20 protein-coding genes, 1 pseudogene and 1 riboswitch are annotated in these 22376 nt (G+C 70.8%); of the genes and pseudogenes, 13 read left to right on the top strand and 8 right to left on the bottom strand.

The window, feature by feature from the left end:
• Positions 1-91: 91 nt before the first annotated feature.
• Complete coding sequence (gene glgX / locus ACFVYS_RS34845) at positions 92-2323, bottom strand: glycogen debranching protein GlgX (RefSeq protein WP_389508651.1); 2232 nt, start codon at positions 2321-2323, stop codon at positions 92-94.
• Positions 2324-2476: 153 nt separating this feature from the next.
• Here glgX and ACFVYS_RS34840 point away from each other — a divergent pair, with 153 nt between their 5' ends.
• From ACFVYS_RS34840 to ACFVYS_RS34810, 7 genes are all read left to right on the top strand, one after another.
• Positions 2477-3721: an Ig-like domain-containing protein gene (locus ACFVYS_RS34840; protein WP_389508649.1), complete on the top strand. Its 1245-nt coding sequence runs from the start codon at positions 2477-2479 to the stop codon at positions 3719-3721.
• 170 nt (positions 3722-3891) lie between these two features.
• Positions 3892-5145, top strand: coding sequence for an Ig-like domain-containing protein (locus tag ACFVYS_RS34835; protein WP_389508647.1), 1254 nt, complete (start codon positions 3892-3894; stop codon positions 5143-5145).
• A 358-nt stretch (positions 5146-5503) separates the two neighbouring features.
• Complete coding sequence (locus ACFVYS_RS34830; RefSeq protein WP_314218943.1) at positions 5504-6271, top strand: enoyl-CoA hydratase-related protein; 768 nt, start codon at positions 5504-5506, stop codon at positions 6269-6271.
• A gap of 289 nt (positions 6272-6560) precedes the next feature.
• A complete protein-coding gene (locus ACFVYS_RS34825; RefSeq protein WP_389508644.1) occupies positions 6561-7064 on the top strand; it encodes an ATP-binding protein in 504 nt (167 codons plus the stop codon).
• 390 nt (positions 7065-7454) lie between these two features.
• Positions 7455-8279: a polysaccharide deacetylase family protein gene (locus ACFVYS_RS34820; RefSeq protein ID WP_389508642.1), complete on the top strand. Its 825-nt coding sequence runs from the start codon at positions 7455-7457 to the stop codon at positions 8277-8279.
• A complete protein-coding gene (locus tag ACFVYS_RS34815) occupies positions 8279-9475 on the top strand; it encodes a YncE family protein (RefSeq protein WP_389508640.1) in 1197 nt (398 codons plus the stop codon). Before ACFVYS_RS34820 ends, ACFVYS_RS34815 begins: the two co-directional genes overlap by 1 nt.
• 78 nt (positions 9476-9553) lie before the next feature.
• A complete protein-coding gene (locus ACFVYS_RS34810) occupies positions 9554-10171 on the top strand; it encodes an ADP-ribosyltransferase (RefSeq protein ID WP_389508638.1) in 618 nt (205 codons plus the stop codon).
• On the opposite strand, the gene ACFVYS_RS34805 is transcribed toward ACFVYS_RS34810, so the two are convergent.
• Entirely contained in the window at positions 10128-10826 is a 699-nt protein-coding gene (locus ACFVYS_RS34805) for a GNAT family N-acetyltransferase (RefSeq protein WP_389508636.1), read from the bottom strand. The genes ACFVYS_RS34810 and ACFVYS_RS34805 overlap by 44 nt on opposite strands.
• Before the next feature lie 61 nt (positions 10827-10887).
• On the opposite strand from ACFVYS_RS34805, the gene ACFVYS_RS34800 reads away from it, so the two are divergent.
• The 4 genes from ACFVYS_RS34800 (at position 10888) to ACFVYS_RS34785 (ending at position 13154) form a co-directional block, all read left to right on the top strand.
• On the top strand, positions 10888-11802 hold the full coding sequence (locus tag ACFVYS_RS34800) for a MerR family transcriptional regulator (RefSeq protein WP_389508634.1): 915 nt from the start codon (positions 10888-10890) through the stop codon (positions 11800-11802).
• 62 nt (positions 11803-11864) lie between these two features.
• Positions 11865-12077, top strand: a complete 213-nt coding sequence (locus tag ACFVYS_RS34795) for an EF-hand domain-containing protein (protein WP_028807102.1) — start codon at positions 11865-11867, stop codon at positions 12075-12077.
• Positions 12078-12160: 83 nt separating this feature from the next.
• Positions 12161-12406 carry a hypothetical protein gene (locus tag ACFVYS_RS34790; RefSeq protein WP_389508632.1) on the top strand — a complete coding sequence of 82 codons (246 nt, stop codon included), beginning with the start codon at positions 12161-12163 and terminating at the stop codon, positions 12404-12406.
• Positions 12407-12491: 85 nt separating this feature from the next.
• The gene (locus tag ACFVYS_RS34785) at positions 12492-13154 is read left to right on the top strand and encodes an NADPH-dependent F420 reductase (RefSeq protein WP_389508630.1); all 663 of its coding nucleotides are present in this window, start codon (positions 12492-12494) and stop codon (positions 13152-13154) included.
• Positions 13155-13267: 113 nt separating this feature from the next.
• Here the strand turns inward: ACFVYS_RS34785 and ACFVYS_RS34780 are convergent, their stop codons facing one another.
• Entirely contained in the window at positions 13268-13813 is a 546-nt protein-coding gene (locus ACFVYS_RS34780) for an MOSC domain-containing protein (protein ID WP_389508628.1), read from the bottom strand.
• Positions 13814-14135: 322 nt separating this feature from the next.
• Entirely contained in the window at positions 14136-16292 is a 2157-nt protein-coding gene (locus ACFVYS_RS34775; protein WP_389508626.1) for an FhaA domain-containing protein, read from the bottom strand.
• A gap of 424 nt (positions 16293-16716) precedes the next feature.
• On the opposite strand from ACFVYS_RS34775, the pseudogene ACFVYS_RS34770 reads away from it, so the two are divergent.
• A pseudogene (locus ACFVYS_RS34770) lies at positions 16717-16815 on the top strand (cytidine deaminase); the annotation flags it as partial.
• A gap of 41 nt (positions 16816-16856) precedes the next feature.
• Here the strand turns inward: ACFVYS_RS34770 and ACFVYS_RS34765 are convergent.
• The 4 genes from ACFVYS_RS34765 to gcvT form a co-directional block, all read right to left on the bottom strand.
• Entirely contained in the window at positions 16857-18239 is a 1383-nt protein-coding gene (locus ACFVYS_RS34765; protein ID WP_389508624.1) for an L-serine ammonia-lyase, read from the bottom strand.
• Positions 18240-18315: 76 nt separating this feature from the next.
• Positions 18316-19593: a serine hydroxymethyltransferase gene (gene glyA / locus ACFVYS_RS34760; protein WP_389508622.1), complete on the bottom strand. Its 1278-nt coding sequence runs from the start codon at positions 19591-19593 to the stop codon at positions 18316-18318.
• A 14-nt stretch (positions 19594-19607) separates the two neighbouring features.
• Positions 19608-19985: a glycine cleavage system protein GcvH gene (gene gcvH / locus ACFVYS_RS34755; protein ID WP_020131386.1), complete on the bottom strand. Its 378-nt coding sequence runs from the start codon at positions 19983-19985 to the stop codon at positions 19608-19610.
• Positions 19986-20102: 117 nt separating this feature from the next.
• On the bottom strand, positions 20103-21245 hold the full coding sequence (gcvT, locus tag ACFVYS_RS34750; protein ID WP_389508621.1) for a glycine cleavage system aminomethyltransferase GcvT: 1143 nt from the start codon (positions 21243-21245) through the stop codon (positions 20103-20105).
• Positions 21246-21405: 160 nt separating this feature from the next.
• Positions 21406-21505: riboswitch (glycine riboswitch) on the bottom strand.
• A gap of 173 nt (positions 21506-21678) precedes the next feature.
• Here gcvT and ACFVYS_RS34745 point away from each other — a divergent pair.
• Positions 21679-22368: an AAA family ATPase gene (locus tag ACFVYS_RS34745; RefSeq protein ID WP_389508686.1), complete on the top strand. Its 690-nt coding sequence runs from the start codon at positions 21679-21681 to the stop codon at positions 22366-22368.
• The last annotated feature ends 8 nt before the right edge of the window (positions 22369-22376 follow it).

Below are 22376 nucleotides of genomic sequence, written 5' to 3'. Positions count from 1 at the left end.
ATGTGATCAGCCGGCCGGCCTCGGGGCCAGGAATCCGCCGGGGAGTTCATGGGCCTGAAACGTTGCCCGCGACGCTGTCTTCGACGTTGCCTCACCCCACCACCCGCAGCAGCAGCACCGCCCGCCCCGGCACCGTGACCGGCATCCCCGCCCGGTGCGTCACCCCCGGTGCCTCCCCCTGCTCCTCGTTCGACGTGTCGACGACCACCTCGTACCGCTCCGCCCACGGCGCCCCGGGCAGGACGAAGCTCACCGGCCGGTCCCCGGCGTGCAGGACGGCGAGGAAGCTGTCGTCGGTGATCGGCACGCCCCGCTCGTCCCGGCCGGGAATGTCCCGTCCGGACAGGTACATCCCGAGGGTCGCCGCGGGCGCGTACCAGTCCCCTTCGGTCATCTCGGTGCCCCGCTCGGTGAACCAGGCGAGGTCCCGCAGTCCGTCCGCCGAGTGCGCCCGCCCGGAGAAGAAGGCGCGGCGGCGGAGCACCGGGTGCCGGTGGCGCAGCGCGATCAGCCGGGCGGTCAGGTCGAACAGGGCGCGCCATGCCGGCTCATCGAGCAGCCCCCAGTCCAGCCAGCTGATCTCGTTGTCCTGGCAGTAGGCGTTGTTGTTGCCCCGCTGGGTGCGCCCCAGCTCGTCGCCCGCGACCAGCATCGGCACGCCCGTCGACAGCAGCAGGGTCGTGAGCAGGTTCCGCAGCTGCCTCCGCCGCAGCGCCAGGACCCGCTCGTCGGCCGTCTCGCCCTCGGTGCCGCCGTTCCAGGAGCGGTTGTCGTTCGTGCCGTCCCGGTTGCCCTCGCCGTTGGCCTCGTTGTGCTTGCGGTCGTACGACACCAGGTCGCGCAGGGTGAAGCCGTCGTGCGCGGTCACGAAGTTGACCGACGCGTAGGGCCGGCGTCCGCCCCACGCGTACAGGTCGCTCGACCCCGACAGCCGGTAGCCCATCTCCCGGACGTCCGGCAGCGACTGCCGCCAGAAGTCCCGTACGGCGTCGCGGTAGCGGTCGTTCCACTCCGTCCACAGGGGCGGGAAGGCGCCCACCTGATAGCCGCCCGAGCCCACGTCCCAGGGTTCGGCGATCAGCTTCACCCGGCGCAGCACCGGGTCCTGCGCGATCACCGCCAGGAACGGGGACAGCATGTCGACGTCGTGCATGGAACGCGCCAGCGCCGCCGCCAGGTCGAAACGGAAGCCGTCGACGCCCATCTCCGTCACCCAGTAGCGCAGCGAGTCGGTGATCAGCCTCAGCACATGGGGCTGGACCACGTGCAGGGTGTTCCCGCAGCCCGTGTAGTCGGCGTACCGGCGCGCGTCCGACTGCACCCGGTAGTACCCCCGGTTGTCGATGCCCTTCAGCGACAGCGTCGGCCCCAGCTCGCCGGCCTCCGCCGTGTGGTTGTAGACGACGTCGAGGATCACCTCTATGCCCGCCGCGTGCAGGGCGCGCACCATCCGCTTGAACTCGCCGACCTGCCCGCCCGTCGTCCCGGCGGAGGCGTACGCGGCGTGCGGGGCGAAGTAGCCGATGGAGTTGTAACCCCAGTAGTTCTTCAGCCCCCGGCGCAGCAGATGGTCCTCGTGCGCGAACTGGTGGACGGGCAGCAGCTCCACCGCCGTGACGCCCAGCTTCACCAGGTGCTCCACGGCCGCCGGGTGCGCCAGCCCGGCGTACGTGCCGCGCAGTTCCTCCGGGATCCCCGGGTGCAGCCGGGTGAAGCCGCGCACATGCAGCTCGTAGATCACCGAGTCCGCCCAGGGCGTCTTCGGACGGCGGTCGTCGGCCCAGTCGTCGTCATCGTGCACGACGACGCCCTTGGGCACGTGCGGTGCCGAGTCCCGTTCGTCGCGCACCGTGTCGGCGACCTGCTGCTGGGGCCAGTCCCGGACATGCCCGTAGACCTCCGGCGGCAGGCTGAACTCGCCGTCCACCGCCCTGGCGTACGGGTCCAGGAGCAGCTTCGCCGGGTTCCAGCGGCCGCCGGTCCACGGATCCCAGCGGCCGTGCACCCGGTAGCCGTAACGCTGGCCCGGCATGATCCCCGGCACGAAGCCGTGCCAGATCTCGTGCGTGAGCTCGGTGAGCCGGGCACGGGTCTCCCGGCCGGCCTCGTCGAACAGACACAGTTCGACCGACTCCGCCCCACCCGCCCACAGCGCGAAGTTGGTGCCCGCGACCCCGTCCGGGCCGACCCGGAACCGGGCGCCCAGTGGTGTGGACGCGCCCGGCCACACGGGTGGACCCGGCACCTTGCGCGACGCACCGTTCATGACGGTGTCCGGCGTGGCGCGTTCCGCCACCGCCTCCTGCTCGGCTGCGCTGGACACCGTTCAGCCTCCCGCGGCTCATGGAACGACGTGGGAAAAGAGCGCGCGGTGTCCCGGCCGCGGCTCCCCGTCGCGTCGTCCTCCCCCCATTTCTGCCCAGAGCGGCCCTCGCACTCACGTTTCCCCGGAGCGTGCCCGGTCGTTGGGCACCATGTGAGGCACGTACAAGGGCGCGCACGGCGCGCGGGGGTCGCACTGGCCGCCGTACTGACATGGGCAGGACTACTGGCCGGGGCCGCCGGTTGCACCGGCGAGGACAGCCGGAGCGGACTCGACCGGGTGCTCGGCAAGCCCCCGGCCCCCGAGGACGTCATCCGCGTCACCCCGGCGGACGGAACGAAAGGGGTACGGCCCGAAGAGCGGCTGTTGGTGCGGGTTCCGGGCGGGCGGCTGGAGTCCGTGAAGGTCGTCAGGTCGCAGGACGCCCAGGAGACCCCGGTCCCGGGCAGGATCACCGCGGACGGAGCGAGCTGGCGGCCGGACGACGACCGGCTCGGGCTCGCCGCCCGCTACACCGTCGACGCCGTCGCCCTGGACGGCGACGGGAACCGCTCGGCCCGGCACACCACCTTCACCACCTACGTCCCCGAAGAGCGCTTCATCGGCTACGTCACCCCGGAGAACCGCTCCACCGTGGGCACCGGGATGATCGTCTCGCTGGAGTTCAACCGGGAGATCGACAACCGGGCCGCGGTTCAGCGTGCCGTCCGGGTCACGGCCGAACCCGCGGTGGACATCCGGCCGCACTGGTTCGGGGACACCCGGCTCGACTTCCGGCCCGAGGAGTACTGGCAGCCCGGCACCCGGGTCACCGTCACACTCGGGCTGCGCGACGTCGAGGGGGCGCCCGGTGTCTACGGGCTCCAGCACAAGTCGTTCTCCTTCACCGTCGGCCGCAGCCAGGTGTCCCTGGTGGACGCGGCGAAGCACACCATGCAGGTGCGGCGCGACGACGAACTGCTGGCCACCGTGCCGATCACGGCCGGGGCGCCGAAGAACACCACCTACAACGGGAAGATGGTGGTGACCGAGATGCTGGAGCTGACCCGGATGAACGGCGCCACGGTCGGCTTCAAGAAGGCCGACGGCAAGGGCGAGTACGACATTCCGGACGTGCCGCACGCCATGCGGCTGACCAGCTCCGGCACCTTCCTGCACGGCAACTACTGGGCGGAGGACGTCTTCGGCCGGGTCAACGTGAGCCATGGCTGCGTGGGCCTCAGGGACGTCAAGGGCGGCGCGGCGGACACGCCCGCGGGCTGGTTCTTCGACCGCTCGCTCGTCGGTGACGTCATCGAGGTCGTGCACAGCAAGGACAAGCAGGTCGCCCCGGACAACGGGCTCGGCGGCTGGAACATGACCTGGAAGGAGTGGATCGCCGGCGGCGCCCTGAAATGAGCTCGCCCCCCGATGCAACCTTCCCCGCGTTCGCACGGTCCTAGTTGGGACTGAACGGTGACAATCTTGGCCCGTCCAGGCCGTTGACCTTGTGGTTAATATGCGGCGAACGCGGGGGACGCGTCGCGGTGCGGGCCCGGGGAGGGCCCGGGGGAGTGGGGAGAACGACTTTGAACGTGCGACCGATATCGGGGGCGTCGGTTGGGGGGCGCTCGCGCGGCCGCGACAAGCGGTTGGCGCTGATCGTCGGCGGGCTGCTGCTGGCCGTCACGGCCTGCGGCGGGGGCGGGGACTCGGACTCCGGGTCCGCGAAGGACGCGGGCTCCGACGGCAAGGGCGCTTCGGCCACCGCCGAGAGCAAGCAGTCCGAGGCGGTCGTGACCATCGCCCCGAAGACCGGTGCCAAGGACGTCGACACCAGCGGCGCCCTGAAGGTGACGGCCGCCAAGGGCAAACTGACCGAGGTCGTCGTCAAGGACGACAAGGGGACGGCGGTCACCGGCGCGATCTCCGCGGACGGCGTGGGCTGGACGCCGGCCACGCATCTCGCCGGGTCCACCAAGTACCAGGTGCACGCGGTCGCGAAGGACTCCGAGGGCCGTACGGCCGCCGAGGACTCGTCCTTCACCACGCTGAGCCCGCAGAACACCTTCACCGGCAACTTCACGCCCGAGGACGGCTCCACGGTCGGCGTCGGCATGCCGTTCTCGGTGCGCTTCACCCGGGGCATCACCCACCCGGACGACGTGGAGAAGGCCATCTCCATCACGACCGTGCCGGCCGTCGACGTCCAGGGCCACTGGTTCGGCAACGACCGCCTCGACTTCCGTCCCGAGAAGTACTGGAAGGCCGGCACCAAGGTCACCGTGAAGCTGAACCTCGACGGCGTCGAGGGCCGCAAGGGCGTCTACGGCAAGCAGGCCAAGACGGTCTCCTTCACCATCGGCCGCGACCAGGTGACCGTCGTGGACGCCAAGAAGCACACGATGAAGGTCACGCAGGAGGGCAAGGTCGTCAAGACCATTCCGGTCACCACCGGCAAGCCCGGCTACGCCACCTGGAACGGCCAGATGGTCATGAGCGAGAAGTTCACCGTGACCCGCATGAACGGTGACACGGTCGGTTACGACGGCGAGTACGACATCAAGGACGTCCCGCACGCCATCCGCCTGACCGACTCCGGCACCTTCGTGCACGGCAACTACTGGGGCGGCGACGCCTTCGGCAACTACAACGCCAGCCACGGCTGCATCGGCCTGCGGGACGTGCGCGGCGGCTACGACAGCGGCGTGCCGGCCGCGTGGTTCTTCAACCACTCGATGGTCGGCGACGTGGTGGTCGTGAAGAACTCCACCGACCCGACGGTCAACCCGGCCAACGGCCTCAACGGCTGGAACATCCCGTGGGCGGAGTGGACGAAGTAGCACCCGCTCGATGACTCCCGGAAGGGCCCGGCGCCGCGACCCACGGCACCGGGCCCTTCGTCGTCTCCACCCCACCCCGATGCCCCCGCCCCGATGCCTCCGGCCCCGCCCCGATGCCTCCGGCCCCCCGGCCCGATGTGACCGACCGCGCCGAGTCCGCCGCCGTTAGTCAGCGTGCTGTGTCTGCCCGGGGGCAACCCCCGGTTCCCCGGCCCCCCGCCTCGATGTGACCGACCGCACCGAGGCCGCCGCCGTTAGTCAGCGTGCTGTGTCTGCCCGGGGGCAACCCCCGGACCCCCGGCCCGATGTGACCGACCGCACCGGGCCCGCCGCCGTTAGTCAGCGTTAACCTGCTGCCATGACCGTGAATCTCGAAGTCGCCGACGGCGTCGGCACGCTGCGTCTCGACCGCCCGCCCATGAACGCGCTGGACGTGGCCACCCAGGACCGGCTCAAGGAGCTCGCCGAGGAGGCGACCCGTCGTGACGACGTACGCGCGGTCGTCGTGTACGGCGGCGAGAAGGTGTTCGCGGCGGGCGCGGACATCAAGGAGATGCAGGAGATGGACCACACCGCGATGGTCCTGCGCGCCCGCGCCCTCCAGGACTCCTTCACGGCGGTGGCCCGCATCCCCAAGCCGGTCGTCGCGGCGGTGACCGGCTACGCGCTGGGCGGCGGCTGCGAGCTCGCGCTCTGCGCGGACTTCAGGATCGCCGGGGACAACGCCAAGCTGGGCCAGCCGGAGATCCTGCTCGGGCTGATCCCGGGCGCCGGCGGCACCCAGCGCCTCTCCCGGCTGGTCGGCCCCTCCAAGGCGAAGGATCTGATCTTCACGGGCCGGATGGTGAAGGCCGACGAGGCGCTGACCCTGGGCCTGGTGGACCGGGTCGTCCCGGCCGCCGACGTGTACACGGAGGCGCACCGCTGGGCCGCGAAGCTGGCGCAGGGCCCTGCGATCGCGCTGCGGGCCGCGAAGGAATCGATCGACACCGGTCTGGAGACCGACATCGAGACGGGTCTGGCCGTCGAACGGAACTGGTTCGCGGGTCTGTTCGCGACCGCCGACCGCGAGATCGGCATGCGCAGCTTCGTCGAGGAAGGCCCGGGCAAGGCCAAGTTCCTGTGAGGGAGGTCTCCTTCGAACTCCCCGGAATCACTTGCAATTGACGGGGCGTCTCATCCGGGGTCCCTCGATGGGGCGGTTTATGGGAACCTTAAGGAGACCTTAAGCCTGCCTTGTCGAGCGGCCCCGTCGAGCGTCTTCCGGGGAGTTGTCGCCGCAGGTCAGTCCCGGTTTGTCGGGCTTTGAACTGCCCCTGGCATATGCCGATCGATTCATCCGGAACAGTGGATTCCGGGGGGCGTATTCCGTAGGAACGGCCCCCAAGGGGGCTCCGGGCGGCCATGATGGGGGCATGGCGGGGCTGGAGGGCATCGAACAGCCGCGGGGACCGGGCCGTGCGACCGCGGCGCGCTGGTCGCCTGCGGTCGAGGACGAACGGGCGTTGAAAGCGCTGGAGTTGTTCGGCAACCCGACGGACGGAGAGGTTCCGCTGCCGTCCCGCCCCGAGTCCGCCGCCACGGCCCGCCGGCTGGCCCAGGTCGTCGTCCTGCGCCAGTGGGGACTGACCCCCAAGATGACCGAGGACGCGGTCCTTCTCGTCTCCGAACTCGTCGGCAACGCCGTACGGCACACCGGTGCCCGGGTCTTCGGCCTCCGGATGCGGCGCCGACGCGGCTGGATCCGGGTCGAGGTCCGCGATCCCTCCCGGGGGCTGCCCTGCCTGATGCCGGTCCAGGAGCTGGACATCAGCGGGCGGGGGTTGTTCCTCGTCGACAAACTCTCCGACCGCTGGGGCGTGGATCTGCTGCCCCTTGGCAAGACGACGTGGTTCGAGATGCGGGTCGCCGACCGCTGATGCCTCCGGCGGTGGGCCGGGTATGCGCGGGTGTCTCCACGACCGCCTCCGAGGCCGACTTCCGAGGCCGACTTCCAGAGGCTGCCGCCCCCGGACCCCCGCTTCGGCCCTGAACGGGCCTCGTCCTCAAACGCCGGACGGGCTGGGTGTGGCGGCCCTGGTCGCCTGCGCCCTCGGACCCCCGCTTCCGTTCTGGTCGGGTCTCGTGCTCAAGTGCCGGAGGGGCTGGGTGTGGCGGCCCTGGTTCGTGAGTCGAGGGCTGTTCCCTCGGACCCCCGCTTCCGTTCTGGTCGGGTCTCGTGCTCAAGTGCCGGAGGGGCTGGGTGTGGCGGCCCCGGTCGGCGAGCCGGGTTGCGTCAATGGGCGGAAATGCCGCATATGCGGCCTTAAATGGTGCGGGTGACCACATCCGACCGTCGTTCCGTGCTGCGGGCGGGCGCCGGGCTCGTCGCCGGGGGTGCGTTCGCGGCCGCGTGCTCGCCCTTCAAGTCCCCTTCCGGCGCCGTCGCTCCGCATGCCCCCGCCTCCGCCTCCCCGGGCTCCGCGTCCCCCACCCGCGCCCCCAAGGCCTCCGCCCGTCCGCTCGCCGCCCCCGCGCCCCGTGCCTTCCCCCGGCAGCCCGCTCAGATCAGTCACGGTCCGAGCGGTCGGTCCCGGGTCGCTCTCACCTTTCACGGTCAGGGCGAGCCCGCCGTCGCCCGGGCCCTGCTCGGGGAGGCCGAGCGGCACGGCGCGCGGGTCACCGTGCTGGCCGTCGGGTCCTGGCTCGACGAGCACCCCGACCTCGCCCGCCGGATTCTCGACGGTGGCCACGACCTCGGCAACCACACCCAGCGCCATCTGGACATCAACGCCATGCCGGAGGCCGAGGCCGCGGCCGAGATCGCCGGGTGCGCCGAGCGGCTGCGCCGGCTCACCGGGTCCATCGGCACCTGGTTCCGGCCCTCCCGCGCCACCCGCGCCTCCCCGCTCGTGGCGACGCTGGCCCGCCGCGCCGGTTACCCGCACGTCCTCTCCTACGACGTCGACTCCCTCGACTTCACCTCGCCCGGTGCCGCCGCCGTCGCCCGCAACATCCTCGGCGGGATCCGGGACGGGTCCGTCGTGAGCCTGCACTTCGGGTACGCGGACACGGTCGCCGCCCTCCCCGCCGTACTCGACGAACTCGACCGCCGCGGACTGCGCGCGGTCACCACCACGGAGCTGATCGGCTGATGCACCGCACCCTCGTGAAAAGCGCCCTGCTCACCGGCGCCGCGCTCACCGTCCTCGCCGCCTGTGGCACCGACGGCGGGGGCGGGGCGGCCGGGGAGGGACGGAGCGGCGCCAGCAAGGCGGCCGCTCCCGCACCGGCGAAGAAGGTCCACAAGTCCGTCGTCGACGGTCTGCCCGGCATGCCGCCCGTGCTCGACCCGAAGGACGTCTACGCCGCCGACCGCCCCGGCAAGCTCTCCCCGGTGGTCAAGGACTTCCCGTCCAGGGTCTACGTCCCCAACACCGAGTCCGACACCGTCTCCGTCATCGACCCGAAGACGTACGAGGTGATCGAGACCCTCCGGGTGGGGCGCCAGCCGCAGCACGTCGTCCCCTCCTGGGACATGAAGACGCTGTGGGTCAACAACAACCGGGGGCACACCCTCACCCCCATCGACCCGAAGACCGGCAAGGCGGGCAAGTCGGTCGAGGTGCACGACCCGTACAACCTCTACTTCACGCCCAACGGCAAATACGCCGTCGTCATGGCCTCCCTCGACCGTGAACTCGTCTTCCGCGACCCGCACACCATGAAGCGGATCAAGACGGAACCGGTCACCTGCTACGGCGTCAACCACGCCGACTTCTCCCTCGACGGGAGGTACTTCATCGTGTCCTGCGAGTTCAGCGGTGAACTGCTGAAGGTCGACACAGAGAAGATGGAGGTCGTCGGACAGCAGAGACTGCCGTTCAAGGGCGCCATGCCGCAGGACGTGAAGGTCTCGCCCGACGGGAAGCGGTTCTACATCGCGGACATGATGGCCGACGGGATGTGGATCGTCGACGGCGACACCTTCGGCAAGCCGGAGTTCCTGCACACCGGCAAGGGCTGCCACGGGCTGTACATCGGCCGCGACTCCCGCGAGATGTACGTCTCCAACCGGGGCGAGGGCACCGTCTCCGTCTTCGACTTCCACGAGAACGCGCTGACCAAGAAGTGGCGCCTCCCGGACGGCGGCAGCCCCGACATGGGCGGCGTCTCGGCGGACGGCAAGGTGCTGTGGCTGTCCGGGCGCTACAACTCCGAGGTGTACGCCATCGACACCGGCACCGGGGAGCAGCTCGCCCGGATCAAGGTCGGCCGGGGCCCGCACGGTCTGGCCGTCTACCCGCAGCCGGGCCGCTACTCGCTCGGCCACACCGGCATCTTCCGCTAGGCAACCCCGGTCGGGGACACGCCGCCGATCGGGTGATGATCCACGGCTCGCCGTCGGGGAACCGACATCGTGCTGCGCATGATCATCACTCGTGTCCGGCGGCGGGTAGCCGCCGCCGTCCTCTCCCTGGGTGCCGTCCTCGCGACCACGGCGGCCGTGCCCGCCGCCGCACCGGCCGAGGCTCCCGCTAAGGCGAGGACCAAGGCCGCCGCACCCGCCTGTCCCCAGTTCGACGACCCCGTCAAGGCCGCCGCCGACCGGCAGGTGGACGTCCCGCGCATCACTCCGGCACCGGTCTGGCGCAAGAGCTGCGGCACGCTGTGGCGCAGCGACAACCGCGCTCCCGAGGTCATCTTCGACGAGGGCTTCTACCCCAAGGACGTCGTCACCGGCCAGTACGACATCGAGAAGTACGTCCTGCAGAACCAGCCCTCCCCGTACGTCTCCACGACCTACGACCACGACCTCTACAAGCGCTGGAAGTCGAGCTACAACTACTACATCGACGCCCCGGGCGGCATCGACGTCAACCGCACCATCGGCGACACCCACAAGTACGCCGACCAGGTCGAGGTGGCCTTCCCGGGCGGCATCGCACGGCAGTACGTCCTCGGCGCGTGTCCCGTCGACAAGGCCACGAAGACCGAGGTGCTCAGCGGCTGTGTGAGCAACCTGAACTACGTACCGTGGCACTGACCGCCCCGACGTCCGGCTCCCGCCGGACGGTGAGCAGCGCCTCCGCCCCGACCGGCAGATAGCCCGCCGCCCGGAACGCCCGTGTGCTGCGGGCGTTCCCCGGCGAGATCTGCGCCCACACCGGCTCGCCCCCGCCCAGGTGCCGTGCCGCGGTGACCAGGGCCCGGCCCAGCCCCCGGTGCCGCACGCCCTCCTCGACCTCCACGGCGACCTCCAGCCGGCCCGCGACCCCGCGCCCGAGGACGACCACGCCGCCCTCCGCGGCCCACACCCGCACCTCGTCGCGCCGTCTGCGCGAGCTGACCACCCGGGGATGCTCCGGGTCCTCGATCTCCGTCAGCGCGAGGGGCGGCGGGCCCGGCAGCGGGGAGCCGACCACCAGCGCGTCGACCGTCTCCGCGACCCGGCCCGTGCGGTCCAGCAGAGCCGTCAGGAACCGGGGGCTCATCGACGCGGCGAGGGCGTCGCAGTCGGCGGCGGCGAGTGTGTCGTACACCCAGGCGGGGTCCTCGTCGACGAAGACCACCGAGTGCGCGGTGAAGGAGAGGACGCCCGCGTCGCGCGGGGACGGCTGGGGGAGGACGGTCGTGCGGCCGTCGGGGGGAGGGAAGACACCGCGCCCGGCCGCGTCGAGAATGTTCCGCAAGTCCCCCACCGCACCGATTCCCTTCGCGCGCCTTGAGTCTCCACCCACTGGAAGGCCCACACTCACCCACATGATCGACGACGGCACCGGACTTCTCACCATCGGAGAGCTGGCCCGCTCCACCGGACTGACCGTGCGCACCATCCGCTTCTGGTCCGACGAGGGCGTCCTGGCGCCGGTGGCCCGATCGGCCGGCGGCTACCGCCTCTACGACGCCGAGTCCGCCGCCCGTCTCGAACTGATCCGCACCCTGCGCGAGCTGGGCCTCGGGCTGGCCGACGTGCGCCGGGTGCTGGCCGGGGAGCGGACGGTCGCGGAGGTCGCGGCGGCGCACGTGACGGCGCTGGACGCGCAGATCGGATCGCTGAAGGTGACCCGGGCCGTGCTGTCGTCCGTGGCGCGACGCGGCTCGACCGCGGAGGAGATGACCCTGATGAACAGACTGGCCCGGCTGTCGGCGGCCGAACGCAAACGGCTCCTCGACGACTTCACGGCGGAGATCTTCGACGGCCTCGACACCGCCGACCCCGACATCCGCACCCGGCTGCGGTTCGCCACCGCGGACCTGCCGGACGATCCCGCTCCCGAGCAGGTGGACGCCTGGGTGGAGCTGGCCGAGCTGATCCAGGACCCGGAATTCCGGACGCTGATGCGGACGATGGTCGAGTTCAACGCGGCGGACCGCGGGCCGGACGTCCCGGCGGGCACGTCCCTGTGGTTCATGAGCCGTCTCGTGCACCTCGGCGGCGAGGCGCTGCGGCAGGGCGTCGCCCCCGGCGACCCGGCGGCCGAGGAACTCCTGCGGGACCTGCTGGGCGACGCCGACCGGGCCGCCGTCCTGGACCGGCTGACCGCCGCCTCGCACGTACGGGTGGCCCGGTACCGTCACTTGTCGGCGATCGTGAACGGCGTCGGATGCCAGCCGTCGTACGACGAGGAGTTCTCCTGGGTGGTCGCCGCACTCCGCGCTCACCAGGGCCGTTAACCTGACCTGCGTCAGTAGAACAGCGAGTATGACCGCAAGGCATGACGAAGAGGGGCGGATCGGTGGCCGACATCGAAGAAGCGCGCAAGGAGTTCCAGCGGATCGACACGGACGGTGACGGCTTCATCACCGCGGCCGAGTTCAAGACCGCCCTGGCCCAGGGGGGTGACTGGAACGTCACCGAGTCGGTCGCCGAGGTCATCATCAAGAGCCGCGACCTCGACGGTGACAAGCTCCTCTCGTTCGACGAGTTCTGGGCGCACCTGAACAAGTGAGACGAGCGGAAAGGGGGCGCCTCGCGATGCGGGGCGCCCCCTCCTCATGACCGGCGCTCGATGCGCACGGTCCACCGGCCGCCGTGCCGTTCCAGCGCCAGCGGCAGATCGACCTGCGCAAGGGCCTGGGCGATCTCCTGACTCTGACCGGACTGCGCGTCCAGGAGCCCGACACCGCCGACGAGGTCCACGAGGCGCTGGTACGCGCCGTCGCGGACGGGGACCCGGAAACCGCGGCGGCCGTCCTCGCGGCGGAACTGGAGGATCCGTTCGGCGGCCGGTGCCGGGCCGCGGAGCATTCCGAAGGAACCGTCGTGGCGCCGGAATAGCTCGCCGCCGGCCGAGGTTGGCCCCATCAGGTGCATGCATGCGCATCGAATTGACTCGACTCGGTCACGGAAGGCAAGGCCTCTCATGAAGATCGGCATCATCGGCGCGGGCAACATCGGCGGCAACCTCACCCGGCGCCTCAGCGCGCTGGGCCACGACGTCTCCGTCGCGAACTCCCGCGGCCCGCAGACGCTCAAGGATCTCGCCGAGGAGACGGGAGCGACCCCCGTCACCGCCGAGGAGGCGGCGCGCGGTGCCGAGGTCGTGGTGGTCACGATCCCGACCAAGGCCGTCCCGGGCCTGCCGTCCGGCATCCTGGACGGCGCGGCCGACGGCGTGGCCGTCATCGACACCAACAACTACTACCCGCAGCAGCGCGACGGCCGGATCGCGGAGATCGAGGACGAGGGCCTCACCGAGAGCCGCTGGACCGAACGCCACATCGGCCACCCCGTGATCAAGGCCTTCAACGGTACCTACGCCCAGGACATCCTGGACCGCCCGCTCGCCGCGGGCGACCCCGACCGCATGGCGCTCCCGGTGGCCGGCGACGACGAGGCGGCGAAGGCGAAGGTCCGCGCCCTGATCGACGAGCTCGGCTTCGACACCGTCGACACGGGCGGCATCGACGACTCCTGGCGGCAGCAGCCCGACACCCCCGTGTACGGGCTGCGGGCCGGCGCCGAGGCGGTCGCGAAGGCCCTGGCCGAGGCGAGCCCGGAACGCCCGGCGGCCTTCCGCGGCTAGGACGTGTCCGACCAGCTAGAACGTGTCCGACCTGGGACGTGGCCGACTCAGAACGTGTCCGGCGTGGCGGGCCCCGTCCGGCGTGAGCCGCAGGACGGTTTCCAGGGCGGTTCCTAGACGATCCGCAGGGGGTGGTGCGGCCCGTCCGGCAGCTCGACCGTGATCGAGTCCCCGGGCCGCACCTCACCCCCGCTGAGGACCACACCCATGATCCCGGACTTGAAGGCCGGCCGGCCGTCCGGGCCCCGACCGACGACCTGCTTCATCAGGCCCTTGCGGAAACCGTCGATCTGCTTGCAGGGATTCCGCAGCCCGGTCACCTCGACCACGGCCTGTCCGCCGAGCCGCAGCCGCGTCCCGGTGGGCAGCCCGAGCAGGTCGATCCCGCGCGTGGTCACGTTCTCCCCGAGCTGTCCGGCGGCCACCTCGAACCCGGCCGTACGCACCTCTTCGAACAGCTCCTCGTGTATGAGGTGCACCTGCCGCAGATTCGGCTGCGAGGGATCCTTCTCCATCCGGAACCGGTGCTTCACCGTGGCCCCGGCATGCACGTCCCCCACCACCCCGACCCCGGCGACCAGCGTGACACTCTCCCGGTTCGGCTTGGTGAAGGAGTATGTGGCGCTGCTGCTGACAGCGCTGACGACGGACCTGCTCATATCGGGGGAAGCTCCCTCGGCACTCGATGTTCGACCTGTGGATCCGGCACGGGCGGGCTCGCCTCGAGTCACCTCGGGGACTGCACCGACCGTCGAGGGCCGGACGCTGCCTGCGCGCATGGCTGCATTCTGACGAACCAGCGCCGTACGTCCCAGAGGCGGGGTGCCACCTGGCGAGAGGCCCCCGGACGGATCCGAGGGCCTCTCGTGTCGGGCTCGTACGGCAGGGCGGTTCCGCAACCGCGTCGGCGTCTCCTCCCACCGCAGGGTCCTTCAGGGCCGAGGCCTCGAAATCAGCCGGCAGATCGACTCCGGTGACAGATCACGCCCGTGCGGGAGCGGCGAAGTAGCTGGGCGCGTTGTATCCCGAGTGAGGGTAGGAGGCCGCCCAGCTCACGGCCTCGGGCTGGGTGCGGGGGAAGTCCGCGGCCACCAGCGTCGCCAGGTCGAAGTAGGCCTCGCGGGTCCGTGCCTTCATCTGCTCCAGATCGACCTCCGCGCCCGTCGCGAGGTGCTCGTCGAACGGGATCATCACCACACCCCGGCAACGGGCACGGAAATGGTCCACGACCTCGTTCACCTTCACGGCCTTGCTCTTCCGGCGCGCCTCGGACACCACGGTGATACTCCGGCTGACGAGGTCCTCGTACTGGTGCGCAATGAGCCAGTCCAGGGTGGTACTGGCGCTGGTCGCGCCGTCCACGCTGGGCGTGGCGACCACGATCAGTTGATCCGCGAAATCCAGGACGCCCCGCATCGCGCTGTGCAGCAGGCCGGTGCCGGAGTCGGTGAGGATGATCGGGTAGTGCTGTCCGAGGCAGCTGACGACCTGTCGGTAGTCCTCGTCGTTGAACGCCGTCGAGAGAGCGGGGTCCACCTCATTGGCCAGGACCTCGAGGCCGCTCGCGGACTGGGAGGTGAAGCGCCGTACGGACATGTAGTTGGTGAGGTTCGGGATTTCGGCTACGAGGTCGCGGATGGTCGCGCCGGTTTCGCGACGGACACGGCGGCTGAGGGTGCCTGCGTCCGGGTTGGCGTCGATCGCGACGACCCGGTCCTGCCGCTCGGTGGCGAGAGTCGCGCCCAGGGCGGTCGTGGTGGTCGTCTTGCCGACTCCGCCCTTGAGGCTGATGACGGCGATCTTGTGGCACTGCATCACCGGCGTGCGGAGGATGGCCAACTTCTGCTGGCGCTCTCGTTCGGCGGTCCTGCCGCCGATGCGCAACCGGCTGAGGATCTTCCGGCCGTTGGGCTGGCCGCGCAGCAGGCGGTCGGAGGAGAGCTCGACAGTCGCACTGTGCCCCAGTACCCCGCGGCCGTTCCAGTCCGGCTCCAGCCATTGGGCCTGAGTGTGGTGCGCCGGCGGGCGAGCGTAGGGCTGTGTCCCGCCGGCGACCCGGGTCGGCGGCGCGCCCCTGTCATAGGGAGCCGCAAGGGGTACCGCGCCGAAGCGGTTCCCCGCAGGCGCCGGGGAGTGATTCTCTGCCGGCCCGCCCTGCGTCACGGTCTCGTGGGCCGCCCGCGGGCTGGTCAACGGCTCCGTCGGCACGGAGGCCTGGGGCCCGTCGGCGACGTGCGGGTCCGGTGGCGTGGGAACGAACCCGTCGGAGAGCTCCCTGCCCCTGCCAGGTGCAGGATCGCCGGCGTACAGGTCGCGATCGTTCGTCATGCTGTGTCCTTTCGACGAGATGGTGGGCCCCTCGGGCACAGAGTCGACGGCGTGGCGGCGGGCAGGCTTCAGGCCCGGTACCACCCCTGCGGGCTCGAGCGCCGGACGCCCGCCCTGCCCGGCAGCGGGGGCACGCACCGCGTGACCGGGCCGAGACAGGACAGCGACGCCCGGGCGGTCCGTAACGGGCTCGACGAGGCGGAGTGGCCGCGGTGGCGCGGCGAGAGCACCCGGCGGGGCGGCGCGGACCAAGCTGCCGTTTTCGCTGAACGAAAGCCCCATCGATATGAGCTGATCAGGGGTCAGTACCCGCTTGTCGCCTCGCAGGACATGCGTCGGCGGTTGCCAGGTCCGGGCGCCACCGCCGCCCAGTCCGACCGCCGTCGCGTGCGTGGCGCGGTACCACTGGTCGACTTCCAGGGCGTGCTGGACCTCGGGCGGCACCTCTAGGCGGCTGCGCACGCGATACTGCCCGACCTTCAAGTTCTCCGTCCGCTGTAGCTGAACCTTCAACGGACCTACGAACGAGTACTGCTGTTCCTCGGCATGCGTGCGCACCTTCTCGACCAGCTCTTCGCCGAGCATGACCAGGCATGCGCCGTAAGCCTCGTGGTCGCCCGGACTGAGTTCGACGATGAAACCGTTGGGTGCGATGGTGCAGCCCTGGATCCAGATCCTGGCGTTGACGTCGCACTCGCGCCGGAGCGCGCCGGCGAACTCCAGGGGTTGCACGGCGGATCTGAAGATCTTGGCGAAGGTGTCGTTGACTAGAGCCTCGAAGCGCTGTTCCAGCTTGTTCAGCGTTCCCACTTCAGCCTCCGGGTGCCAATCCGCTGCAAGACAGTCAGATCGGCCGATGATGTCACTGATAGTGCTTATGTAGACACGGAGAGTGCTGATCTTGCGGCATGTCGTCGCATTTCACCGGATCGGTCGTAAAGCCCCGCCCTATCGGGCGGCGTGGTCCGTCGATTCGGCGCCACCCTCGGAACGCGGGGGCGCCTGGCGCTGTGCCGCCCGGGCGGCGCGGTGTCGTCAGGCTGGGGTGGCGGAACGAGTACGCGTCCGCGAGATCGATGACGACGAGAGGCAGCGCCTGTGGCGGACCGTCCGCGGCGGGCCCGGACGGTGCTCTTGTCCGTGCAGGGCGAGCCGGTGGCGAAGGCTGCCGGAGTCAAGAAGATCGCCGAGGCACCTGTTCGCCGCCTTGGACCTGAGCAAGGGCAGGCTCTACGGCCACACCGTGGCAGTCGCAGCTCGCGTCCGGGACGGCCGGATCGTCACCGCCGTGAACGCGTACCGCGTCATGGGAGGCCCCTGCGCCGAGCCGGTCTCGGGGGCATTCCGCCCAGTGATCAGGGAAGGTCTATTTCCCTAGCACTCGATGATGTTCACCGCCAGCCCGCCCCGGGCCGTCTCCTTGTACTTGACGCTCATGTCCGCGCCCGTTTCCTTCATCGTCTTGATGACCTTGTCCAGGGACACCTTGTGCGAACCGTCGCCGCGCATCGCCATCCTGGCCGCGGTGACCGCCTTCACCGAGGCCATGCCGTTGCGCTCGATGCACGGGATCTGGACCAGGCCGCCCACGGGGTCGCAGGTGAGGCCGAGGTTGTGTTCCATGCCGATCTCGGCCGCGTTCTCGACCTGCTCGGGGGAGCCGCCGAGGACCTCGGCCAGCGCGCCCGCCGCCATCGAGCAGGCCGAGCCGACCTCGCCCTGGCAGCCGACCTCGGCGCCGGAGATGGAGGCGTTCTCCTTGAAGAGCATGCCGATAGCGCCGGCCGCGAGCAGGAAGCGGACCACTCCGTCCTCCTTCTCTCCCTCGGAGGCGCCACCGGCCGCGAAGTTCACGTAGTAGTGCAGGACCGCCGGGATGATGCCGGCCGCGCCGTTCGTGGGGGCCGTCACCACCCTGCCGCCGGCCGCGTTCTCCTCGTTCACCGCCATCGCGTACAGCGTGATCCACTCCATGGAGAGCGCCAATGGGTCGCCCTCCGCCCGGAGTTGACGTGCCGTCATGGCGGCCCGCCGACGGACCCGCAGACCGCCCGGCAGGATGCCCTCACGGGACATGCCCCGGGAGACGCACGCCTGCATCGCCCGCCAGATCTCCAGCAGCCCGTCGCGGATCTCGTCCTCGGTGCGCCAGGCGCGCTCGTTCTCCAGCATCAGCGAGGAGATCGACAGGCCGGTCTCCTTCGCCAGCCGCAGCAGCTCGTCGCCCGTGCGGAAGGGGTACTTCAGGACCGTGTCGTCGAGTTTGATGCGGTCCGCGCCGACCGCGTCCTCGTCCACGACGAAGCCGCCGCCGACCGAGTAGTACGTCTTCGCCAGCAGCTCGGCGCCCTCGGCGTCGTGGGCCCATATCGTCATGCCGTTGGCGTGGTACGGGAGAGCCTTGCGGCGGTGCAGGACCAGGTCCTCGTCGAAGGAGAACGGGATCTCGTGCGAGCCCAGCAGCCGCAGCCGGCCCGACTCCTTGATCTGCTCCACCCGGTCGTCCGCGCCCTCGACGTCGACCGTGCGCGGTGAGGAGCCCTCCAGGCCGAGCAGCACCGCCTTCGGCGTGCCGTGGCCGTGGCCGGTCGCGCCGAGCGAGCCGTACAGCTCGCAGCGCACCGACGCGACGGAGTCCAGCAGACCCTCGCTCCGCAGCCGCCGGGCGAACATACGGGCCGCGCGCATCGGGCCGACCGTGTGGGAGCTGGACGGGCCGATGCCGATCGAGAACAGGTCGAAGACCGAGATGGCCACGGGGGAACTCCTCAATGCAGGGTGGTGCGGGGTGCCGCCCACACCTCTCAGTGTGCGCGGCACCCGGGAAAAGGAACTACTTGCTCAGACCGGGATACAGCGGGTGCTTGTCGGCCAGGGCCGTGACCCGGGCCTTGAGCGCCGCCGCGTCGGCCGCAGCGAACGGGGACGGCGCCTTCAGCGTCTCGGCGATCACGTCCGCGACCTCGGCGAAGTCCTCGGCGGTGAAGCCGCGGGTGGCGAGGGCGGGTGTGCCGATCCGCAGTCCGGAGGTGACCATCGGGGGGCGCGGGTCGTTCGGGACCGCGTTGCGGTTGACCGTGATGCCGACCTCGTGGAGCCGGTCCTCGGCCTGCTGACCGTCCAGCTCGGACTCGCGCAGGTCGACCAGGATCAGGTGCACGTCGGTGCCGCCGGACAGGACGTTCACGCCGGCCGCGCGGGCGTCCGGCGCGGTCAGGCGCTCGGCGAGGATCCGCGCGCCCTCGACCGTGCGGGCCTGACGCTCCTTGAAGTCCTCGCTCGCGGCGACCTTGAAGGAGACCGCCTTGGCCGCGATCACGTGCTCCAGGGGGCCGCCCTGGAAGCCCGGGAAGACCGACGAGTTCAGCTTCTTCGCGAACTCCTTCTTCGCGAGGATGACGCCGCCGCGGGGGCCGCCCAGCGTCTTGTGGGTGGTGGACGTGACGACGTCGGCGTACTCCACCGGGTTCGGGTGGAGACCGGCCGCGACCAGACCCGCGAAGTGCGCCATGTCGACCCACAGGAAGGCCTCGACCTCGTCCGCGATCCGGCGGAACTCCGCGAAGTCCAGCTGCCGCGGGTACGCCGACCAGCCCGCGATGATCACCTTCGGGCGGTGCTCCTTGGCGAGTCGCTCGACCTCGGCCATGTCGACCAGGCCGGCGTCGTCCACGTGGTAGGCGACCACGTCGAACTGCTTGCCGGAGAAGTTCAGCCGCATGCCGTGGGTCAGGTGACCGCCGTGCGCCAGGTCCAGGCCGAGGATCGTGTCGCCGGGCTGGGCCAGCGCGAACAGGGCGGCCTGGTTGGCGGAGGCGCCCGAGTGGGGCTGGACGTTGGCGTACTCGGCGCCGAACAGCTCCTTGATCCGGTCGATCGCGATCTGCTCCGCCACGTCGACGTGCTCGCAGCCGCCGTAGTAGCGGCGGCCCGGGTAGCCCTCGGCGTACTTGTTGGTCAGGACCGAGCCCTGCGCCTCCATCACCGCGAGCGGAGCGAAGTTCTCCGAGGCGATCATCTCGAGCGTGGACTGCTGGCGGTTCAGCTCGGCGTCGACCGCGGCGGCGATCTCCGGGTCGAGCTCGTGCAGGGGCGTGTTCAGGACGGACATGCGTCTACGACTCCTCAGCCGGCGGTGAAGGCGGTGTATTCGTCGGCGGTGAGCAGGTCGTCCTGCTCACCCGCCGTGCGTACCTTGAACAGCCATCCGCCCTCGAAGGGGGCGGAGTTCACCAGCGCCGGGTCGTCGACGACGTCCTGGTTGACCTCGACGATCTCGCCGGAGACGGGCGCGTACAGCTCGCTGACCGACTTGGTCGACTCCAGCTCGCCGCAGGTCTCGCCCGCGGTCACCGTGTCACCGACCTCCGGGAGCTGGACGAAGACCACGTCGCCGAGCGCGTTGGCCGCGTGCTCCGTGATGCCGACCGTCGAGACGCCGTCCTCGGCGACCGACAGCCACTCGTGCTCCTTGCTGTAGCGCAGCTGCTGGGGGTTGCTCATGGCTTGAATTCTCCTGTACGCGGGAGGGTGCTGGTGAATGGGGAACTGCTGGAAACGCACGTGAGCAGCGGAATGTGCGCAGGGTCACGCGCGGGCGGGCGTCAACGCGCCCAGTGTCTACTTCTGGCGCTTGTAGAACGGCAGCGCCACGACCTCGTACGGCTCGTGGCTGCCTCGGATGTCCACGCCGACGCCCGTGGTCCCCGGCGCCGCGTGGGCGGCGTCGACGTACGCCATCGCGATCGGCTTGCCGAGGGTGGGGGAGGGGGCACCGGAGGTGACCTCGCCGATCACCTCGCCGCCGGCGACGACGGCGAACCCGGCGCGCGGGACCCGACGGCCCTCGGCGACCAGGCCGACGAGGACGCGCGGGGGCTGCGAGGCGGCGCGCTCGGCGACTGCCTGAAGCGCCGTACGCCCGACGAAGTCGCCGTCCTTGTCGAACTTCACCACCCGGCCGAGACCCGCGTCGAACGGGGTGAGGGAGGTGCTCAGCTCGTGCCCGTACAGCGGCATGCCCGCCTCCAGACGCAGCGTGTCCCGGCAGGACAGACCGCAGGGCACCAGTCCGACGCCCTCACCTGCCTTGGTCAGCGCCTGCCACAGCTCGACGGCGTGCTCCGGCCGCACGAACAGCTCGAAGCCGTCCTCGCCGGTGTAGCCGGTGCGCGCGATGAGGGCGGGGACGCCGGCGACGGTGCCGGGCAGACCGGCGTAGTACTTCAGGCCGTCCAGGTCGGCGTCGGTGACGGCGGCGAGGATGCCGGGGGACCCGGGGCCCTGCACGGCGATCAGCGCGTAGGCGTCGCGGTCGTCGCGGACCTCCGCGTCGAAGCCCTCGGCGCGCTCGGTCAGCGCGTCCAGCACGACCTGAGCGTTGGAGGCGTTGGCCACCACCATGAACTCGGTGTCGGCCAGCCGGTAGACGATCAGGTCGTCCAGGATGCCGCCGTCCGGCCGGCAGATCATCGTGTAGCGGGCGCGGCCGTTCCTGACCGCCCCGATGTTGCCCACCAGCGCGAAGTCGAGAAGGGCGGCGGCCTGCGGGCCGGTGACGGTGATCTCACCCATGTGCGACAGGTCGAAGAGCCCGGCCCGGGTGCGGACGGCGTGGTGCTCGTCGCGCTCGGAGCCGTAGCGCAGGGGCATGTCCCAGCCGGCGAAGTCGGTCATCGTCGCGCCGAGCGCGCGATGCACCGCGTCGAGGGCGGTGTGGCGCTGCTCGGAGCTCTGGTCGGATGCGGGGTCGGTACTGCTCATCGGGCGTTCGTCTCCCAAGGCATGACGGCACGGCGAGGTCGTTCCTCCCCATCTGTCATCGGAACCTGAGAGGTTCGCCATGACAACCCGCGAGGGGATCGACCATGACTTGCACCTTGGGTGGGGCCACTGGAGACAGCGGCCCGCTTTTCAGATGTGCCTCGCCCGCGCGGTAACGGGGCCTGAGAGATTCAAGGGAGGGACTTGCTCCTTCGGCGCCCCAGCGAAACTGCTGCTGAGGACTCTCCCGCGCGGATTCAAACGGCCGGTATGCAGTTGGCGCGGCCATCATTGCACGGCTCGCCCCGATCACGGCAGGCCGCATCTGTAACCGGCTTGTGTCGGTACGCGCACGAAATCGCCGGGCGTGGCGCATTACCTTCTCTTTACGCTCGGTGGGGATGAGGACACCATCTGACCCCAGGGGAGGACGATCACGGTGAACAGGACGACCAGGGCGAGGTCCACGGCATTCGCGACCGGCTCGGGGATCGCGCTGCCCGCGCAGCCCGTCGCCCCGGCCCGGGAGGCGTGCGGCCCGCAGTCGGCGCCCGTCGTCCGCGACCTGCGCGAGCGGGCCGGCCGCAGCCCGCACGGCCTGCTCTTCGGTCCCCGTGACCTGGTCGTGGTCACCGGTCTGCCCGGCAGCGGCAAGTCCACGCTCATGCGGCGGACCGTGCGGGGCATCCGGGTCGACTCCCAGGACACCCGGGACCGCTGGGACGCCCGCGCCCCCCGCTTCCTGCCGTACGGCCTCTACCGCCCCCTCGTCCGGCTCGCCCACTACGCCGGACTGCGCCGGGCGCTGCGCAGCGGCGAGGGCGTCGTCGTGCACGACTGCGGTACCCAGGCCTGGGTGCGTGACTGGCTGGCCCGCGAGGCCCGCCGTCGCGGCGGCACCCTCCACCTGCTGCTGCTGGACGTCGCCGCGGACACGGCCCTGGAGGGGCAGCGCGAGCGCGGCCGGGGCGTCTCCCGGTACGCGTTCCTGCGCCACCGGCACGCCGCCGCCCGGCTGGCGCGCTCGGTGGAGAAGGGCCGGCTGCCCCAGGGCTGCGGCTCGGCGGTGCTGCTCGACCGCGCGGCGGCCGACACGCTGCGTCGCATCGGTTTCACGGGCTGAGGGCTCGG

The sequence above is a fragment of the Streptomyces sp. NPDC058295 genome (genome assembly GCF_042880655.1).
Lineage (GTDB): Bacteria > Actinomycetota > Actinomycetes > Streptomycetales > Streptomycetaceae > Streptomyces > Streptomyces coriariae.
The sequence above is the reverse complement of the archived record's forward strand: the minus strand, read 5'-3'. Positions and strand labels throughout refer to the sequence as shown.

Excerpts from the sequence above, each read along its gene's own strand:
- ACFVYS_RS34825 (WP_389508644.1), top strand. The coding sequence starts at position 6,561 with ATGGCGGGGCTGGAGGGCATCGAACAGCCGCGGGGACCGGGCCGTGCG.
- gcvT (WP_389508621.1), bottom strand. The coding sequence starts at position 21,245 with ATGAGCAGTACCGACCCCGCATCCGACCAGAGCTCCGAGCAGCGCCAC.
- ACFVYS_RS34830 (WP_314218943.1), top strand. The coding sequence starts at position 5,504 with ATGACCGTGAATCTCGAAGTCGCCGACGGCGTCGGCACGCTGCGTCTC.
- ACFVYS_RS34785 (WP_389508630.1), top strand. The coding sequence starts at position 12,492 with ATGAAGATCGGCATCATCGGCGCGGGCAACATCGGCGGCAACCTCACC.
- ACFVYS_RS34810 (WP_389508638.1), top strand. The coding sequence starts at position 9,554 with ATGATCATCACTCGTGTCCGGCGGCGGGTAGCCGCCGCCGTCCTCTCC.
- ACFVYS_RS34800 (WP_389508634.1), top strand. The coding sequence starts at position 10,888 with ATGATCGACGACGGCACCGGACTTCTCACCATCGGAGAGCTGGCCCGC.
- glyA (WP_389508622.1), bottom strand. The coding sequence starts at position 19,593 with ATGTCCGTCCTGAACACGCCCCTGCACGAGCTCGACCCGGAGATCGCC.
- ACFVYS_RS34815 (WP_389508640.1), top strand. The coding sequence starts at position 8,279 with ATGCACCGCACCCTCGTGAAAAGCGCCCTGCTCACCGGCGCCGCGCTC.
- ACFVYS_RS34820 (WP_389508642.1), top strand. The coding sequence starts at position 7,455 with ATGGTGCGGGTGACCACATCCGACCGTCGTTCCGTGCTGCGGGCGGGC.
- gcvH (WP_020131386.1), bottom strand. The coding sequence starts at position 19,985 with ATGAGCAACCCCCAGCAGCTGCGCTACAGCAAGGAGCACGAGTGGCTG.
- ACFVYS_RS34780 (WP_389508628.1), bottom strand. The coding sequence starts at position 13,813 with ATGAGCAGGTCCGTCGTCAGCGCTGTCAGCAGCAGCGCCACATACTCC.